This window comes from Brevibacterium renqingii (genome assembly GCF_017808095.1).
Taxonomy (GTDB): Bacteria; Actinomycetota; Actinomycetes; order Actinomycetales; family Brevibacteriaceae; genus Brevibacterium; species Brevibacterium renqingii.
In genome coordinates, this window is sequence record NZ_JADBHG010000008.1 from 43,965 (window position 1) to 62,809 (window position 18,845).

13 protein-coding genes are annotated in these 18,845 nt (G+C 67.6%); 6 read left to right on the top strand and 7 right to left on the bottom strand.

Translation table 11 applies throughout. The features are described from left to right. The first annotated feature begins 96 nt into the window (after positions 1 to 96). On the top strand, positions 97 to 1,599 hold the full coding sequence (locus IIE29_RS14200) for an amidase (protein WP_209325956.1): 1,503 nt from the start codon (positions 97 to 99) through the stop codon (positions 1,597 to 1,599). A gap of 45 nt (positions 1,600 to 1,644) precedes the next feature. Here the strand turns inward: IIE29_RS14200 and IIE29_RS14205 are convergent, their stop codons facing one another. The 6 genes from IIE29_RS14205 to IIE29_RS14230 all read right to left on the bottom strand — a co-directional run bounded on the left by IIE29_RS14205 (position 1,645) and on the right by IIE29_RS14230 (position 9,585). Next, a complete protein-coding gene (locus IIE29_RS14205) occupies positions 1,645 to 3,108 on the bottom strand; it encodes a lipase family protein (RefSeq protein ID WP_209325957.1) in 1,464 nt (487 codons plus the stop codon). Positions 3,109 to 3,529: 421 nt separating this feature from the next. Further along, positions 3,530 to 4,960 carry a purine-cytosine permease family protein gene (locus tag IIE29_RS14210; RefSeq protein ID WP_209325958.1) on the bottom strand — a complete coding sequence of 477 codons (1,431 nt, stop codon included), beginning with the start codon at positions 4,958 to 4,960 and terminating at the stop codon, positions 3,530 to 3,532. A 261-nt stretch (positions 4,961 to 5,221) separates the two neighbouring features. Then, positions 5,222 to 6,361: an acyl-CoA dehydrogenase family protein gene (locus tag IIE29_RS14215; protein ID WP_209325959.1), complete on the bottom strand. Its 1,140-nt coding sequence runs from the start codon at positions 6,359 to 6,361 to the stop codon at positions 5,222 to 5,224. A 106-nt stretch (positions 6,362 to 6,467) separates the two neighbouring features. Continuing rightward, on the bottom strand, positions 6,468 to 7,607 hold the full coding sequence (locus IIE29_RS14220; protein WP_209325960.1) for a CaiB/BaiF CoA transferase family protein: 1,140 nt from the start codon (positions 7,605 to 7,607) through the stop codon (positions 6,468 to 6,470). A gap of 88 nt (positions 7,608 to 7,695) precedes the next feature. Then, positions 7,696 to 8,589, bottom strand: coding sequence for a LysR family transcriptional regulator (locus IIE29_RS14225; RefSeq protein ID WP_209325961.1), 894 nt, complete (start codon positions 8,587 to 8,589; stop codon positions 7,696 to 7,698). A gap of 432 nt (positions 8,590 to 9,021) precedes the next feature. Continuing rightward, a complete protein-coding gene (locus IIE29_RS14230; protein WP_209325962.1) occupies positions 9,022 to 9,585 on the bottom strand; it encodes a dihydrofolate reductase family protein in 564 nt (187 codons plus the stop codon). Positions 9,586 to 9,905: 320 nt separating this feature from the next. Between IIE29_RS14230 and hutU the strand changes: the two genes are divergently transcribed. Beyond that, positions 9,906 to 11,627, top strand: a complete 1,722-nt coding sequence (gene hutU / locus IIE29_RS14235) for a urocanate hydratase (RefSeq protein WP_209325963.1) — start codon at positions 9,906 to 9,908, stop codon at positions 11,625 to 11,627. A 128-nt stretch (positions 11,628 to 11,755) separates the two neighbouring features. Here the strand turns inward: hutU and IIE29_RS14240 are convergent, their stop codons facing one another. Continuing rightward, positions 11,756 to 12,631 carry an SDR family oxidoreductase gene (locus tag IIE29_RS14240; RefSeq protein ID WP_209325964.1) on the bottom strand — a complete coding sequence of 292 codons (876 nt, stop codon included), beginning with the start codon at positions 12,629 to 12,631 and terminating at the stop codon, positions 11,756 to 11,758. Between the two features lie 308 nt (positions 12,632 to 12,939). Here IIE29_RS14240 and hutI point away from each other — a divergent pair, with 308 nt between their 5' ends. From hutI to IIE29_RS14260, 4 genes are all read left to right on the top strand, one after another. Continuing rightward, positions 12,940 to 14,262 carry an imidazolonepropionase gene (gene hutI, locus IIE29_RS14245; protein ID WP_209325965.1) on the top strand — a complete coding sequence of 441 codons (1,323 nt, stop codon included), beginning with the start codon at positions 12,940 to 12,942 and terminating at the stop codon, positions 14,260 to 14,262. Positions 14,263 to 14,297: 35 nt separating this feature from the next. Continuing rightward, entirely contained in the window at positions 14,298 to 15,974 is a 1,677-nt protein-coding gene (gene hutH, locus IIE29_RS14250) for a histidine ammonia-lyase (protein WP_209325966.1), read from the top strand. 66 nt (positions 15,975 to 16,040) lie between these two features. Further along, positions 16,041 to 17,357: an allantoate amidohydrolase gene (locus IIE29_RS14255; RefSeq protein ID WP_209325967.1), complete on the top strand. Its 1,317-nt coding sequence runs from the start codon at positions 16,041 to 16,043 to the stop codon at positions 17,355 to 17,357. Further along, a complete protein-coding gene (locus IIE29_RS14260; protein ID WP_209325968.1) occupies positions 17,354 to 18,820 on the top strand; it encodes a formimidoylglutamate deiminase in 1,467 nt (488 codons plus the stop codon). Before IIE29_RS14255 ends, IIE29_RS14260 begins: the two co-directional genes overlap by 4 nt. Positions 18,821 to 18,845: the final 25 nt, after the last annotated feature.

The following is an 18,845-nucleotide window of genomic DNA, read 5'->3' on the forward strand; positions in this document are numbered from 1 at the left end:
CGGTGGGCCGCTCCGTCGCCGAGCCGCGGTCGAGCGATACCGTATGAGCAACGCCCGTTCCGGGCCCGACTGTCGAACTCACGCCGAGGTGATCTCATGAACTCAGCCGCCGAATCCTGGACTCTGTCCGCCACCGAGGCACTCGCGCGGTTCCGTGCCAAGGAACTCTCCCCTGTCGACCATCTCGCTGCGCACATCGGTCGCATCACCGCCGAGGACGAGCGGGTCAATGCGGTCACCGAGGTCGTCGAGGAGGCGGTCACCTCGGCGAAGGAGGCCGAGCGCTTCTGCGCGAATGCCACCGATGACGACCTCGCCGAGGCGGCCGCCACCCGTCCGCTGCTCGGACTGCCCGTGATCGCCAAGGAGAAGCACGCCCTGGCAGGCCGCGAGCTGACTCAAGGCCTCATCCACGAACGCGACACCATCGCCGAGGCGGACGCGGCGATCATCGCCCGCATCCGCGCAGCAGGAGGGGCTATCCATGCCCGCGCGACGTCGCCGGAGTTCAGCTGCGCAACGATCACGCACTCGCCGATGTGGGGTGTGACGCGCAATCCGTGGAACCTCGAGCTGTCGCCGGGCGGGTCGTCGGGCGGATCGGGTGCGGCGCTCGCCGCCGGCTTCGCTCCTCTGGCCACGGCCTCGGATATCGCCGGTTCGACGAGGCTGCCGGCCGGCTTCACCGGCACCGTCGGCTTCAAGGCTCCGTACGGCCGGGTCCCCGGGGCGCAGCCGCTGGCTGCGGACTGGTACCGCGGGGACGGGCCGATGGCGCGCACCGTGGCCGATGCCGCCCTGCTCGCGCGAGTCATGGTCGGGCTCGATGCCAGCGACCATGCGACGATCGATTCATCAGGATTCCTCGACGGCTTCGATGCTGCCTCCGGCGAGGTGGTGGAGGGCCTGCACGGCCGGCGGATCGCGCTGTGTCTGCGGTTGGGGGACTTCCCCGTCGTGGAGGACATCATCGCCAATACCCGCGCGGTCGCCTCGGCGCTCGGATCCGCCGGTGCAATCGTCGAAGAGATCGAGCTGCCATGGACGGCCGAACGGATCTTCGAAACGGCGTTCACTCATTTCGGCAATATCCTCGCCCCGGGGATGCGGGCGGCGACCCGTGGGCACGAGGACACTCTGGCCGACTACACACTGCGGTTCATGGACGACGCCGAGGCTGTGGCAGCGCGACGCTCGCAGTACGACGGTCTCGCGATGGAGGCGCAGATCCAGGCCGAGCTGGCCGCCGCCATGGACGGGTTCGATGTTCTCCTGGCGCCCACCTCGGCGGTGGCGGGGTTGGAAGCCGACGCCAGCTACCTCGACGGGATCACGATCGATGCGACCGGTATCGGCCGGGACGGTTCGGACGGTGACGTCGGAGGGTTGCGCCTCGACCATTACTGGCAGGCGCACATGACGATGCCGTTCAACATCTGCAATCGGGTGCCGATCGTCAATGTGCCCTCGGGTCTCGCCGACTGCGGCATCCCCACCGGCGTGCAGATCATCGCCCATCCCTACGATGACCGGCGGGCCTTCGAGGTCGCCGCCGCGGTCGAGCAGCTGCTGCCGTGGCGGAGGCTCGCGCCGATGTAGAGTCGGGCGAGCCTCCGCGAGAAGCTGCTCAGGCTGCCGACTCGCTCAGAGCCGCCAGCAGCTGTCGAGCGGAGCCTTGCCGGCGAAGGTGCGATCGGTGAAGGCCTCGACTCGGGGCAGCGAGACGACGTAGCCGCCGACGTGTGTGGGTCCGAGATTGTCCTCGAAGGCCACGCGGTTGCCGGCCTTGCACCACGTCGAGGCGAGATCGCGTCCCTGCTCGAACGGGACCACGTCATCGAGTCGGCTGTGGTTGACAAGGACGGGGACGTCGGGGATCGATGACTTCCCCAGGAGCTGCTTGTCGATGATCGGTCGGAACTCTTCGTCGACGAGCTCCTGGAATGAGCTGCCGTCCTTCGTCAGCGTGCTCGTGTCGGTGAAGGCGTGGCTCACAAGAGCCTCCATCGTGCACTGATTCGAGGCGCTCTCCACGGCGTCGAGCCCCTTCTGGTTGAGATGCTCGGAGAGCTCGACTCCGCTCTGTTCGGCGAAGGTGTCGATGCCGTAGAGGAGGAACGCCGTGTATACGCTGGAGAGCTTGGAGACGGTGTCGTACAGGTCTGCTGGGACGGCCCCCGCCGAGGCGGATGCGATGTTGAGATCGGGTGCCCAGTCCTCGGCGAGCTCCATGGCCGAGGCAGTCGATTGGCCGCCCTGTGAATAGCCGCGCAGCTGGAGCTTCGTATCGGCGTCGATGTCGCTTCCCTCGACATTCTGAACCGCTTTGGCCGCGTCGAGCACGGATCGGCCCTCTTCGACGCGATTGAGGTAGTGGTGCGTGCCCTCGGTGCCGAGGCCCATATAGTCGACGACGATCACCGGGTGCTTCGCCGCCAATGCGGAGGTGACAGAGATGCCTTCGTATTCGGTGCCCATGCTCATCTGCCGGCTGGGGGCGCACTTGTCGGCAGTGCCCTGGGTTCCCGGGGAGAGGACGACTGCGTCCTCCGCAGTCCCTGTTGCCCCTTCGGGGGTGAGCAGGGTGGCGGTGGCGGCACGCGCATTGCCCTGCTCATCGGTGGTCTTGTACATGAACGCCGTGGTCTTCGCGTTGTGCTTGATGAGCTTGACCGGGTCGAGGTAGAACGTCGACGGCGACTGCTTGACCACGGCGCCGTTCTCTTCCGGCAGCTGGTCCGGGGTCTTGTAGAAGTCTTCGGGGACGTCATTGGAGGGCAGGTCCTCGAGAGCTGCGGCGTACTCGATGTCGGCAGTGCTGATCTCGTCGGACTTGTCGACGGCGGCGCGCGCTTCTTCGACGCTGATGCCGTCGGGCACATTGCTCTCGTTCAGCGAGCTGGAGCCCTCGGCCTGGCGGTCTTCGACGAGGTCTTCGGCCTCGGCCTCGGTCTGCGGAACGAGTTCGCTCGCCTGTGCCGGCGTCGCGGTCGGGCCGAGGGCAAGTGCGAGGCTGGTCAGGGCCGCGGCTCCGAGTGCGCTGGCCGGCCCGAGCCGGCGGCGCGGGCGGAGGCTGCTGGTTGCAGGCGTGTCTGTGGGAGTGCGCATAGGCATGTGTCCTGTTCTGTCGTGGATCTCTGCATTGAGGTCGTGCGTCTCGTCAGTGAGAAGGTGCTGACAGCGGCGGTGCGGACCAGCGTGACAGGGGTGTCGTCGGCGAGGCCACCCGCGGTGCGGTGCCCGTATGGTGACGGGCGTCACTGATATTACTTGATAGTAAAACCGATTGGTAACCTCGGGGTTTCTTGAGATGCGCCATCGCGCCATCGCAGATCCAGTCGGAGCCGCCCGCCGAGGCGCACAGGCGACGGCCGCGCCAACCGAGGCGCACAGGCGACGGTCGCGAAACGAGCATCGACGCCTCGGGGCCGGTCTCCGTGTCGGAAACCGGCCCCAAGGCGTCGATGATTCTCTTGCAGACGAGGCAGTGGCAGCAGGGTCGGCGGCACCGGCTGCCATGCGCCGGGAATCACGCCCGTTCGAGCTCCTCCACCTCGGGGTAGATCGTCTCCTTCGGGGCGACGCCGTGATTGCGGATGAGGACGTAGTAGAGCACGAAGGTGACGACGATGCCCACAAGCCACGAGATGTCCGCGCCGCCGAGCTTCGCAACGAGCGGGCCGGTGTAGAACGACTGAGCGAGGAACGGGATCTGGATGACGACGCCGACTCCGTACGAGAGCAGCGCGCGCCAGTTCCAGTTGCCGTAGCGTCCGTGGCGGTCGTAGAAGGCTGGGATGTCGAAGCGGTCCTTCGAGATCAGGTAGTAGTCGGTGAGGTTGATGATGCTCCATGGGGTGAAGACCATGAGCAGGGCGAGCACGAAGTTCTTGAAGTTCGCGAGGAAGTCCGCCGAAGCGAGCAGAGCGACGAGGACGGTCAGCGTGACGATGCCGATGACGAAGACCGCGCGGGTCCAGCGGCGGATGGTCGCCTTATTGCCGAACGAGGTGAGGATCGTCAGCGTGCACATGAATGCGCCGTAGGCGTTGAGCGTGTTGACGGTCAGCTTGCCCAGCAGAATGACGATGAAGATGAGCAGCGCATAGACCCCGCCGCCGACGATGTCTCCGACATAGCCGACCTGGTTGTCGACGAAGCGGTTGCCCGACTCCGTCATGGCGGCGGCGCCGATGAGAGCTCCCAGCGTCATCGACCACTGCGAACCGATGACCGAGCCGCCGAAGGTGAACCAGAAGGTCTTCGACGCCGGGGTCGAGCGCGGCAGGTAGCGCGAGTAATCGGCGACATAGGGGCCGTAGGTCAGCTGCCAGCCCACCGACAGGGCGACCGCGGAGAGGAATGCGGGGAAGGCGAAGCTCGAGTGCGAGATCAGTCCGGGCACGTCGACCTGAGTGAGCACACAGTAGGTGATGAACAGGAACCCGAGCAGACCGGTCACCGAGGAGATCCGACCGAGCACGTGGATGTACTTGTAGCCCAGCAGCGCCACCAGCGCGGTGAGCGCGCCGAAGATGACGATCCCCACGGCGGGGGTCTCGACGCCGATGATGAGGTTGACGGCCTGGCCGGACAGCACCGCGCCGGTCGAAGCGAAGCCGATGTACATGAGCACGACGAGCACGAGCGGAATGATCGCGCCGATGATGCCGAACTGGGCGCGCGAGGAGATCATCTGCGGCAGACCCAGCTGCGGACCCTGAGCCGAGTGCAGAGCCATGACGATGCCGCCGATGATGTTGCCGATGAGCAGACCGACGATGGCCCACAGTGCGTCAGCGCCGAAGACGACGGCAAGGGCGCCGTCGACGATCGCGGTGATCTGCGTATTGGCCCCGAACCACAGCGTGAACTGGGACTTCGGCGTCCCGTGTCGCTCGGCGTCGGGCACCATCTCGATGGACCGTTTTTCGATCCCCGAACTGGATGTACCAGCCATGAATTTCTCCTTTGAACTTATGAATCAGGAACAGTGTGGCACCGCAGCGCACGCTGGTACGAGGTCCACATCACTCTTTCCGTCCGAGATATCGGAAATATCCGCGAGGTCCAACAATAGATTCCCTCAGGATCATTCGCCGAGACGTCTCGCCGAGGCGGCCCGACGCGTGCGATCCCCGCGCCGGGGCCCCGACGTTCCCGACCCTCGCGCCGAGGTGGGCCCTTACCCCGAACGTCTGCGAGGCCTGACCCCCGCCGCCTACTTCGCCAGCGACCGGGCGATGATGGTGCGCTGGATCTCCGAGGAGCCTTCGTAGATGCGGTAGATCCGCGCATCGCGGACGTATCGCTCGAGCGGGAAGTCCCTGGTGAAGCCGTAGCCGCCGTGGATCTGCAGGGCTTCGTCGGCGATGAAGGCGGCGGCCTCGGAAGCGGCGAGTTTGGCCGTCGCCGACGAGAGGGTGAAGTCCACCTCGGCGTCGCGCTGCTCGGCGGCGTCCATCGTCAGCAGCCACGCCGAACGGTACTTCGTGTACATGTCGGCGAGCTTGAAGGCGATGCCCTGCAGGCGATTCAGCGGCTTGCCGTTGATCCTGCGCTCACCGGCCCAGGCGACTGCCGCATCGAGCGCGGCCTTGGAGATGCCCAGACTCATCGCCGCCACCTCGATGCGACCGCGGTCGAGCACCCGCATCGCTGTGGTGAAGCCTTCGCCCTCGACACCGAGCAGCGCATCGGCGGGAACGACGGCATCGATGACGAATTCGTAGACCGGGCTGCCGCGCAGGCCCATGGTCTTCTCCGGAGGATTGAAGCTCAGTCCGTCCCGGGCCTCCTTGGTATCGACGATGAAGGCGCTGATCCCCTTGTGCCCGGACTCCGTGTCCGTCTTCGCGTAGACGACGATGAAGTCCGCGAAACCGGCATTCGTGATGAAGCACTTCGTGCCCTTGATGTGCCAGCCGCCCTCGACGCGGGTGGCCTTCGTCGACATCTCCGCCGGGTTCGATCCGGCCCCCGGCTCGGTCAGCCCGAAGGACCCGATCACCTCTCCGGCGGCGGCTCGCGGCAGCCAATCCTGCCGCTGGCGATCGGTCCCGCCGAGCAGGATCGAATCGGTGGCGAGGAACTGTGCGGTCACGATCGACGCCGTCGACGCGCAGGCCTCGGTCACCGCAGCGACCATCTGGCTCATCGCCGCCGAACCCACGCCCGGCCCGCCGAACTCCTCGGGCAGGTTGAGCCCCATGACCCCCACCTCGGCGAGTGTCTGCAGCGTTTCGTCGGCGACGCGCTCGTCCGCATCCGCGGCGGCTGCCTGCGGGGCGAGGACGTCCGTGCTGATCCGGGTGACGGCGTCGAGGATCTCCTGTTCGTCGGCGGTGATGTCGAAGGCCATGGGTGCTCCTAGGGTGTGGTGATCGTGTGCGGTATGAGGGCGGAGGCAGGGAGGGGCCGACGCCGAGGCGGCTCGGTCGGAGAGTGCCCGTGGGGTCGGGCAGGGGTCAGTGCCGGGGTGCGGCGCTGAAGTCGGCATTGTGTTCGCCGAGGCGGGGCGCCGGCAGCGTGGACGCGGGCCGGACTCCGTCGACGAGGAGCGGATGGCCGAGGTAGGCGTGCCCGGTGCGTTCGTCCTCGACGGCGAGATCCCGGCTTGCGCCGATCGGGCCGTCGAGAGCCTCGGCGTAGTCGAGGACGGGGGAGTTCGGGACCCCGGCGGCGTCGAAGATCGTGCACAGCTCGTCGACGGTGTGGCCCGTCGTGAACTCTTCGATCTCGGTGCGCAGCGCTTCGTCGTTGGCCGAGCGCTGCGCATCCGTGGCGAAGCGAGGGTCGGCGGGAAGGGAGGGTTTGTCGAGGGAGTCGGCGAGGACTCCGAAGAGCCGGTCGTTGGCCACGGCGATGACGATGAGACCATCGGCGGCCCGGTAGGTGTCGAAGGGGGCCGAGACGGGATGGCGATTGCCGACCCTGGCCGGAGCGGAACCTGCCGCATGGATCGAGGCGTTCGTCGGCTGCATGGCGAGCATGACGTCGAGCATGGGAATGTCGATGTGGGCTCCCTCGCCGGTGGTCTGACGGTGGAAGAGGGCAGAGGAGATGCCGAAGGCGGCGAAGACTCCGGCGGAGACATCGGCGATGGATTCGCCGACGCGGGTGGGCGAACCATCGGGGAAGCCGGTCGAGGCCATGAGACCGCTCAGCGCCTGGATGACGGTGTCGTAGGCGGGGCGCTGGGACTGGGTGCCGTGCTGACCGAATCCGGAGATCGAAGCGTAGATGACATCGGGTTTGATCGCTTTGACGTCCTCGTAGGAGAGTCCGAGCTTCGCCGCGACGCCGGGGCGGAAGTTCTCGACGACGACATCGCAGTCGGCGATGAGCTGAAGCAGACGAGCATGGTGGTCAGGATCTTTGAGATCGGCCTCGATGGAGCGCTTGCCGCGATTGAGTCCGGTGAAATAGGCCGACCCGGTTCCGGTGAAGGGTCCGAGGTGTCGGGAATCGTCTCCGTGACCGGGCATCTCGATCTTGATGACTTCGGCGCCCTGGTCGGCGAGCATCGCAGTGGCGTAGGGGCCGGCGAGGACGCGGGAGAAATCGACGACCCTAACTCCCGCGAGGAGGTGCTTCATTGCGTTCATGAGTGCCATCCTCGGCGCTGGCCTGTACGAATACAACGGCGACTGTATGGATTTCGTCCGAGGTGTCGGAAGGGGCCGGCGCTTGATCTCAGCGCACGGTCGGCAGCACTGCCTCGGCGACGTCGAGGACGGTGTCCAGAGCCGCATCCTGGTGGTCGAGCCGGTGAGCGAGGTAGAGCTGGGTCATCTCGTCCGGGGCATTGAGCGGCACGGCCGAGATCCGTGAGTCGTAGCCGGCGGCGACCGAGTCGAAGGTGATCGTCACGCCCATGCCGGCGGCGACGAGCGCGGAGATCGACTGGGAGTCCGGGGCCTCCTGAATCACACGCGGATTGAAACCCGCGTCGAGGCACAGACGCATGGCGGTCTCGCGGAGATTCGAGTTCGGCCGGGCCGGCAGCAGGACGAAGGGTTGGTCGGCGAGTTCCTCGACATTCACCGTCTTCCGGCCGGCCAGTCGGTGCGAGCTCGGCATGGCGACGCAGGGGCGTTCGATCGCCACCGGACGCCCGGCGATCAGCGGAGGACGCTGGCGCCAGCGGACGAGCGCAAGATCGAGGCTGCCGTCGATGATCCGCTCGAGTCCCTCATCGGCGTAGACCGTCGACTCGAGTTGGAAGACGATTCCTGGATTTCTCTCGTGCGAGGCTGCGACGAGGGCGGCGGCGAGCTCGCGCGAGGAGGGATGGGAGTAGCCGAAGCGCACGTGGCCGACCTGGCCGCTGGAGGAGCGGTGGACCGATTCGATGGCGGCCTGCTGGGTGGCGAGCATGTGCTTGGCCGGTTCGAGCAGGGCGCTGCCCGCCGGTGAGAGGCTGACCGAGCGGGTGGTGCGCTGGAACAGGGAGGCTCCGAGTTCGGCCTCAAGCGCCCGGATCGTGCGGCTCAGGGGCGGCTGGGCCATGCCGAGGCGTTCGGCGGCGCGACCGAAGTGGAGTTCCTCGGCCACGGCGACGAAGGCGCGGATCTGCTGCAGCTCCATGGTCGATCTCCGGGTTCTTCTCTCAAGGGCACGGGGCTCCTGCGTCTGAGCGGTCGGGCTCATCTTCGCCGAGCCGGACGCTTGCCACAGATTATTGCATAAACAGGCAATAATAGTTGCGATCTTTTGGTGAAAGAGGAATTTGCGGTCGTCTGCGATCCCTAGCCAGTGACACTGTAGGCAGTTTGTCTCAGGCCCTCCGCGGGTGCATCAGCGAGGGCAGGCCGGTGGCTCCGAGATTTCTCCCACCTTATCCTGCTCGCGACCGGACACGAGTTATCCTGCTCGCGACCGGACACGAAATCATCTGGCTGCAGGCTTCCGCGGGCGTTGGGGCACGCGAAGGCGCGCGGGCCGATGAGGCACGGACCGTGGGAGGCGCAGGCCGAAGGGCCTCGCGTGGGAAAATGTCGGGTCGATGCGGGCGCGGCGTCAGCGTGGAACGCCGTAGCGAAGGTAGATGACCTGCGAGGCGAAGGTCCGGGACTCGAGGAGTTCGAGGTTCGCGTGTCTTCCGTGGTGGGCGAAGAACGGCGTGCCGCCGCCGACGAGGACCGGGTGGACGCGGATGCGGTACTCATCGATGAGGTCGAGATCGGCCGCCTGGGCGGCGAGTCCGGCCCCTCCGATGCCGATCTCACCATCGGGGTGTTCGCTGCGGAGGCGCGCGACAGCCTCGGCGAGGGGTTCTGCCGCCAGCTCGGAATTGCCGACGACCCCGGTCAGAGTCGACGAGAAGACGAGCTTCGGCAACGCCCGCCAGAGCCGACCGAAACCGGCCTCGGCGAAGTCGAGATTCGGGTCCCGGTCCGCAGTCTCCCAATAGACCATCGTCTCGTAGAGCCGGCGGCCGAGCAGGTGGGCGCTCAGTCCCTGCGCCTCCTCCAGGGCGAGAGCGAAGACCTCTTCGTCGGGGACCGACCAATCGAACTGCCCCTCGGCGTCGACGATGTACCCGTCGAGCGAGGTGGACAGGGAGTACACGATGCGGCTCATCGTTCCTCTTCTCACGGGTTGGGGCACGTAGGGCGGGCGCGAACATTCGCGTGGGGCACGAACGCCTGGCGTGAGCCCGCCCATCGTCGCGCTCGAGCACTGCCATGGCGTGGATCCAGTGTGCGCCTCGGAACGGACGCGCACCAGGGCCGTCCGAAATATCGGACAGAACTTGGCTTGAGCCACTTTCGGAATCCTGCCCAGCCGACAGAATGGATGGTGTAGTCAGAGCAGACAGCGCAGGGGAGGACATCCCTCGGCGCAGCGATGAAGCGGGCCACTGGGTCCGCCTCGTCGGACACAGCGACAAGGAGAACCCCATGACCACCAAGCCGTCGTTCACCCAGCACGACCCGAGCCGGGTCATCCGCGCCGACCGCGGAACCGAGATCACCGCGAAGTCCTGGCAGACCGAAGCGCCGAAGCGCATGCTCATGAACAACCTCGACCCCGAGGTCGCCGAGCGCCCCGAGGACCTCGTCGTCTACGGCGGAACCGGTCGCGCGGCGCGCTCCTGGGAAGCCTACGACGCCATCGTCAAGACCCTCGACGACCTCGAGGACGACGAGACCCTCCTCATCCAGTCCGGCAAGCCCGTCGGAGTCATGCGCACCCACGAATGGGCCCCGCGCGTGCTCATCGCGAACTCGAATCTCGTCGGTGACTGGGCGAACTGGGAGCACTTCCGCGAGCTCGAGGCCGAAGGCCTGATGATGTACGGCCAGATGACGGCCGGCTCCTGGATCTACATCGCCACGCAGGGCATCCTCCAGGGCACCTACGAGACCTTCGGCGCCATCGCCCGCAAGCGCTTCGACGGCACCCTGGCCGGCACGCTGACCATCACCGCCGGCTGCGGCGGCATGGGCGGCGCGCAACCCCTGTCCGTGACGCTCAACGGCGGCGCCTGCCTCATCATCGACGTCGACAAGACCCGCCTCGACCGCCGCAAGGGCAAGCGCTACCTCGACGAGGTCGAGACCGATCTCGACACCGCGCTGAACAAGGTCATCGAGGCCAAGAAGAACAAGCAGGCCCTGTCGGTCGGGCTCGTCGGCAATGCCGCCGAGATCCTGCCGATGATCCTCGACCGCCCCGAGGCCGCCGAAGTCGACATCGTCACCGACCAGACCTCCGCCCACGATCCGCTGTCCTACCTGCCCGTCGGCGTGAGCGTCGATGACTGGCACGACGAGGCCGAGCAGGACGCCGAGAAGTTCACCATCCGCGCCGAGGAGTCCATGGCCAAGCACGTGCGCGCCATGGTCGAGTTCCAGGATCGCGGCGCCGAGGTCTTCGACTACGGCAACTCGATCCGCGACGAGGCCCGCAAGGCCGGCTACGACCGCGCCTTCGAATTCCCCGGCTTCGTCCCCGCCTACATCCGACCGCTCTTCTGCGAGGGCCTCGGACCGTTCCGCTGGGTCGCGCTCTCCGGTGACCCGAAGGACATCGAAGTCACCGACCAGGCACTGAAAGAACTCTTCCCCGAGAACGAACACCTGCACACGTGGCTCGACGCAGCGCAGGAATACGTCGAGTTCGAGGGACTGCCCGCCCGCATCTGCTGGCTCGGCTACAAGGAACGCCACCAGGCGGGCCTGCTGTTCAACCGCCTCGTCGCCGAGGGCAAGATCTCGGCCCCGATCGTCATCGGCCGCGACCACCTGGACTCCGGTTCGGTCGCCAGCCCCTACCGTGAGACCGAGTCGATGCTCGATGGCACGGACGCCGTGGCCGACTGGCCGCTGCTCAACGCGCTGGTCAACACCTCGTCGGGTGCCACCTGGGTGTCCATCCACCACGGCGGCGGCGTCGGCATCGGCCGCTCCATCCACGCCGGCCAGGTCTCCGTGGCCGACGGCACCGAGCTCGCCGCGCAGAAGCTCGCCCGTCTGCTCACCAACGACCCCGGCATGGGCGTCATCCGCCACGTCGACGCCGGCTATGACCGTGCCGCCGAGGTCGCCCGCGACCGCGGTCAGCGTGTGCCGATGATCCCGGAGCTCGATCAGCGCGACGAGGACTCCGCCGCGCAGTAAGTGGGCTGCGGGCTGCGTGGGACTGCGGCGCCTGAGCCGAGAGCTCGGTCTACGACTGGAAGCTTCCGTTGCGAACGGGGCTCTCTGTCGTGGATCGAGCCGTCGGCGTAAGTGCCACCGCTCGAGCCCTACTCGTCGAGGAAGATGTCGAGCTCGAGGTCCGTGGCCTGCGGGTCGTGGTTGTAGACGGAGAAGTCCGTCACCCCCTGCGCTCCCAGCACCTCTTCGTCGATGAAGAAGTTCCCGGTGACCTCGCGCGGATCCGAGGTGAGGATCGTCCATGCCGATTCGGACACGATCTCGGGCCTGCGGCTGCGGGCCATGAGCTCAGCCCCGCCGAGGAGGTTGTTCACCGCCGCCGTCGCGATCGTCGTCTTCGGCCAGAGGCTGTTCGCCGCCACCCCATCGGCCTTGAGCTCCTCGGCCAGCCCGAGCGTGACCAGGGACATTCCGTACTTGGCCATCGTGTAGCCCAGGTGCTTGCCCGCCCACGCGGGGTTGAGGTTGAGCGGAGGGGAGAGGGTGAGCACATGTGCGGCGTTCGAGGCCTTGAGGTGCGGCAGCGCTGTCTTGGCGAGCAGGAACGAGCCGCGCGCGTTGATCGACTGCATGAGGTCGAACTTCTTCATCGACAAGTCCGCCGTCGTCGACAGGTCGATGGCGCTGGCATTGTTGACGACGATGTCGATCCCGCCGAAGGTCTGCGCGGTCGTGGCGACGGCCTCGGCGACGGAGTCATCGTCACGGACGTCGCCGATGATCGGCAGTGCCCTGCCGCCGGCCGCTTCGATCTGCTCGGCCGCAGTGTAGATGGTCCCCTCGAGCTTCGGATGCGGCTCGGCGGTCTTCGCCACGATCGCCACATTCGCCCCGTCCTGCGCTGCGCGCAGTGCGATCGACAGTCCGATCCCTCGGCTGCCTCCGCTCATAATGATCGTGCGTCCGGCCAGCGAACGTGTGTTGCCGGTGTCTTCGCCCGCGCCGAGGCGGCTGTCAGTGCTCATCGTTGGTCTCCTTCGTCCGTGGTCCGATGCCGAATGGCATGTGTGGTGCCAGGGTACCGCTCGGCTGCGGGCTCCGTCGTGGTGTCCGCAGCAGTTGTGGGCTCTCGGCGCGCAGGAGCGGGCGCCTCGTTCCCTGCACCTCTGCGTGTAGGGGCGCGCTGCCACGAGTGCGGCCTCTGGACAGAAGTGCTCCTTGCGCTGCACTTGTCCGAAATATCGGACGAATATCTTTGCGCGCGGTTCTGCGCCGCGAGCACGCAGTCCATACTGGGATTGAAGGATTCTCGATCGGAAGGGGCCGACGCATCATGCAGCTATTCACCGGGATCAGCGAGCTGGTCGTCAACGACCTCGACAACCTCGGCGAGCTCGACGTCATCGCCGATGCCGCGCTGCTCATCGACGACGGCCGGGTCGTCTGGTCCGGACCGTCCGCCCAGGCGGACACCGCAGTCGCTGCGCATTTCGGCGCCGGCGAAGAGCGACCGGGCGGAGTCGACGACAGCGCTCCGGCGGCCCCGCGCCCCGAGGTCGCTGCGGTCAACGACGATGACATCGTCAACGGCGAGGTCACCTCGGTGGGGGAGCTGGCAGCGATCGAGACCATCGATCTGGGCGGCAGAGCCGTCATCCCTGGCTTCGTCGACAGCCACAACCACCTCGTCTTCGCCGGTGACCGGTCCGAGGAATTCGCCGCCCGCATGGCCGGGCAGAAGTACTCGGCTGGAGGCATCGCGACCACTGTGGCAGCCACCCGGGCGGCCACGGAGGACGAACTCGAGGCCAACCTCGTCCACCTGCTCGACCAGGCTCGCCGTCAGGGCACGACGACCTTCGAGATCAAGTCCGGCTACGGGCTGACACTGGATGATGAGATCCAGGCTCTCGACATCATCAACCGGCACACCGATGAGTCCACCCTCATCGCCGCCCACGTCGTCCCGCCCGAGTTCAAGGAGAACCCTGACGGCTATGTTGACCTCGTCATCGACGAGATCATCCCGGCTGCAGAGGGCAAGGCGAAGTGGATCGACGTGTTCTGCGAAAAGGGCGCCTTCACCGAGGAACAGACTCGGCGGATCATCGAGGCAGGCAAGGCCGCAGGCATGAAACCGCGCCTGCATGCGAACCAGCTCACCGAGGGCGGGGCGCTCAGACTCGGCGCCGAACTCGGCTGCGCCTCCGTCGATCACGCGACCTTCGCCTCGGATGAGGACCTCAAAATCCTCGCCGAGGCCGGCACCGTGGTCACCCTGCTGCCGAGCATCGAATTCTCCACCCGCCAGCCCTATCCCGACGCCCGCCGATACGTAGATGCTGGAGTGCGATTGGCCATCGCCACCGACTGCAACCCGGGCTCGGGCTTCTCCAACAGCGTGCCCTTCGCCATCGCCATCGGCGTCCGCGACATGCACTTCACCGTCGAGCAGGCGGTGTGGGCGGCGACGGCCGGAGGCGCCAATGCTCTGCAGCGGCGCGACATCGGACACCTCGGCGTCGGTGCCCGAGCCGACCTCGCCGTTCTCGACGCGCCCAGCTGCCGACATCTGGCCTACCGGCCCGGCGTCCAGCTCGTCGAACGCGTCTACTCCGGCGGCGATCTCATCGCCGACAACCGCCCGAACGACTGACTTCCACACCTCAAGAAATCAAGGAAAGGCTCCTGATGACCGATTTCATCGATCTCGACCCCGATACCCTCACCTTCGCGCAGGTGGTCGACGTCGCCCGCCACGACGCCAAGGTCTCCCTGTCCGAGGCCACCCTGGCCCGGGTGAATAAGTACCGCGAGGCCGTCGACGCCCTTGCCCAGGCCGAGAAGCCCGTCTACGGCGTCTCGACCGGATTCGGCGCTCTCGCCCAGCGTCACATCCCCGCCGAACTGCGCACCCAGCTGCAGAAATCCCTCATCCGCTCCCATGCCGCCGGCGTCGGCGACCCCGTCGAGCGCGAGGTCGTGCGCGCACTCATGCTGCTGCGCGCGCGGACGCTGGCCACCGGTCGCGCCGGAGTCCGCGCCGAGGTGCTCCAGACCTATGTGGACCTGCTCAACGCCGGCATCACCCCCGTCGTCCACGAGTACGGTTCGCTCGGCTGCTCGGGAGACCTCGCACCGCTGTCGGCCTGCGCACTCGTCGTCATGGGCGAAGGCGTGGCCGAAGGACCCGACGGTGTCGCCGGACCTGCCGATGAGATCCTCGCCGCCGCCGGCATCACCCCGGTCACCCTGGCCGAGAAGGAGGGCCTGGCTCTGGTCAACGGCACAGACGGCATGCTCGGCATGCTCATCATGGCCCTGACCGACCTCGAGAACCTGCTCACCGCCGTCGACATCTCCGCCGCGATGAGCATCGAGGGCCTGTTCGGCACCGATGCGGTCTTCGCCCCCGAACTCCATTACGCTCTGCGCCCCCACGACGGTCAGGCCGCCTCGGCTGCGAACATGCTCGCCTCGCTCGCCGACTCCGGCATCACGGCCAGCCATCGCGATTCCACCCACCTCGTTCAGGACGCCTACTCGATGCGCTGCGCCCCGCAGGTCAACGGCGCCGCCCGCGACGCCGTCGCCTTCGCCACCGGGGTCGCCGAACGCGAACTGCGCTCGGCCATCGACAACCCGGTCGTGCTCACCAACGGCATGGTCTCCTCGAACGGCAACTTCCACGGCGCGCCCCTGGCACATGCGCTGGACTTCCTCGCCATCGTCGCCGCCGACGTCGCCTCGATGTCCGAACGCCGCACCGACCGGATGATGGACGTCACCCGCAACCAGGACCTGACCCCGTTCCTCGCCGATGACGCCGGCGTCGACTCGGGCCTGATGATCGCCCACTACACGCAGGCCGCGATGGTCTCCGAGGCCAAGCGGGGCGCGGCTCCTGCCTCGGTCGACTCGATCCCGTCATCGGCGATGCAGGAGGACCACGTGTCCATGGGCTGGTCGGCCGCCCGCAAGCTGCGCAAGGTCGTCGACAACCTCGCCTCCGTCATCGGCATCGAACTCTACGCCGCCTCACGCGCCTGCGATATGCGCGAGGCCGCCCCGGCCCCGGTCACCGGAGCCGTGATCGCGACCATCCGTGAGACCGTGCCCGGCCCCGGCCCCGACCGGTTCCTGTCCCCGGAGCTCGCCGAGACCATTGCGAAGGTCAAGGACGGAACGCTGACCGCCGCCGCCGAGGCGGTCGCCGAGTTCCGTCACACCGTCACCTCCGCTGCCGGCACCTGGCAGCCGGCCGGCGGTGGACCGGCCGTCAACGATCCCGAGTTCACGGCCCTGGGCAACCTCGAGGCGGCCGCCGAGGCCTCGGGGACCGCTGCGGCGACGACCCACCAGGACTGATGCCGACGCGGGGCTGCCAGCACGGGGCGGCCCCACACCCACTGACTTCGAACGGAGTGAACTGAGATGAGCGATGTCGTCTCCCTGTTGAGGCAGATCGAGGACACCGGTCGGGATGTCCGCGGCCCGGGCTACCAGCGCCCCGGCTTCTCGGCCACGGAGCGTGAACTGCGTGACTGGTTCCTCGCCGAGGCGGCCCGCCGCGGTCTCGACACCGAGATCGATGCCAATGGCATCACCTGGGCCTGGGCCACCCCGCCCGGTGAGAACGCCGTCGTCACCGGCTCCCATCTCGACTCCGTTCCCGGCGGCGGTGAGTTCGACGGGCCCCTCGGGGTCGCCTCGGCGCTGGCGGCCTTCGACGAACTGAAGTCCTCCGGCGCGCTCGAACGGGCCAGGCGACCTCTCGCCCTGGCCGTGTTTCCCGAGGAAGAGGGCTCGCGCTTCGGCGTGGCCTGTCTCGGTTCCCGGCTGCTCACCGGCGCGATCGACGCCGAACGCGCACTCGGGCTCAAGGACTCGGCTGGGGACACCTTCGCCGAGGTCGCCCGTGGCTATGGCCTCGACCCGGAGCGGGTCGGGCGTGACCAGCCTCGGCTGGCCGGCATCGGTTCATTCATCGAACTCCATGTCGAACAGGGCATCGGTCTGATCCGCACCGATCAGGCCGTGGCCATCGGTTCCTCGATCATCGGCCACGGCCGCTGGCACTTCTCCTTCGCAGGGCAGGGCAACCATGCCGGCACGACGCCGATGAGCCACCGTGCCGATCCGGTTGTCGCGGCCTCCCGTGTGATCGGGGATATCCCGACACTAGCGGCCGCCACTGACGCGAGCGCCGTGGCCACCGTGGGGCGCACGCTCATCCACCCTGGCGGGACGAACGTCATCGCCTCGGCCATGAGCTTCTGGCTCGACATCCGCCACCCCGATGACGCCGTCGTCGAGCAGGTGCTCGACGCCATCCGCCAGCGCGCCGGCTCCCACGCCGCCGATGCCGGTGTCCAGGTGACCGTCTCGCAGGAGTCCTACTCGCCGACCACCCACTTCACCGCCGAACTCAACTCGCGGCTGACCTCGGTGCTGCCGCAGGCGCCGCTGCTGCCCTCGGGCGCCGGGCACGATGCTGGCATCCTCGCCGCCCATGTGCCCTCGGCGATGCTCTACGTCCGCAACCCCACCGGTGTCTCGCATGCGCCCGAAGAGGCCTGCGAGGTCGACGATCAGCGGGCCGGGGTCGATGCCCTCGTCAGAGTGCTGGAACGAGAACTGGGGCTGACCGAACCGACCGGACCCGAGGATGATTCCGCGATCGGGTCCACGGAGGACTCTGCAGTCGGACCCGCGGATGATTCCGCGGCAGGGAACGGGGGCGTGCGATGAGCATGCAGTTCTGGTGCGAGTCCGCATGGGTTGACGGGGCCGTGGCCAACGGCGTCCTGCTCACCTCCGATGACACGGGCACGCTCAGTTCGGTCGAGACCGGTGTCACCTCAGCCCCCGCCGGCGCCGAGGTGGTCCCCGGCCTCACTCTGCCCGGCGGAGTGAACGCGCACTCGCATGCCTTCCACCGCATCCTGCGCGGCCGCACCCACGGCGACGGCGGCACCTTCTGGACCTGGCGAGAAGTCATGTACTCGGTCGCGGCGAAGCTCGAACCGGAATCCTATGAGACCGTGGCCCGTGCCGTGTTCGCCGAGATGCTCGCCGGCGGATACACGTCGGTGGGGGAGTTCCACTACGTCCACCACGCACAGGACGGAACACCGTATGGGGCCGAGCCCGAATTGGGACGTCCCCGCGGGGACGCGGCGGCGAATGAGTTCACGAGCGCACGTGAGGACGAGTCCCGTCCCCGCGGGGACGCCGCCGGCGATAGCGCCGGGAACAGGGCGCACGCGATGGAGCGGGCGCTGGCACGGGCGGCCGCCTCGGCGGGGATCCGGATCCGACTGCTCGACACCTGCTATCTCACCGGCGCCATCGATGCCGAACTCTCCGATGAGCAGGCGCGGTTCGGCGATGGCACGATCGACGGCTACATGGACCGCCACGCGGCTCTGTCGACTGCTTTCGCCGATGAGTTCCCCGTCGGCGATCCCGGCGAGAGTTTCGTGCACATTGGCGCGGCCATCCACTCGATCCGCGCCGTGCCCGCCGCCAACCTTCCCCGGTTCGCCGAACTCGACGGGCCGGTGCATGTCCACCTGTCCGAGCAGCCGGCGGAGAACGAAGCCTGCCGGGCCGCGTACGGGACGACGCCGACGCAGGTGCTCGCCCGCTCCGGCGTCGTCGGACCGAACCTCTCGGCCGTGCACGCCACCCACTTGAGCGAGGACGACATCGCGGTCCTCGGACGGTCCCGGGCCTCGATCGTCATGTGCCCGTGCACCGAGGCGGACCTGGCCGACGGCATCGGCCCGGCCCGCGAACTCGCCGAGGCCGGGGCCGTGATCTCGCTCGGATCCGACCAGCACGTCGTCCTCGACGCCCTGCGCGAGACCCAAGGACTCGAGGCAGGAGAGCGTCTGCGCTCAGGTCAGCGCGGTCGCTTCTCCCCGGCCGAGCTCATCACCGCTCTCACCGAGGGCGGTGCCCGCAGCCTCGAACTGCCCGTCGGTTCGCTCGAGGCCGGGAAGGCCTGCGACTTCGTGGCGCTGCGCACTGACAGCAGGCGCACCTTCGGGTCACTCGACGAACAGATCATCCTCACGGCCACCTCGGCGGATGTCCATCTCACCGTCAGCGGCGGCCGCGTGCGGGTGCGCGAGGGAGTCCACGCCGAACTCGGAGACATCTCGGCCCTCTACACGCAAGCCTTCGCGGCGCTGGGGATGGAGGGCTGAGCCATGGCCGAGGCCATCGGGCGTG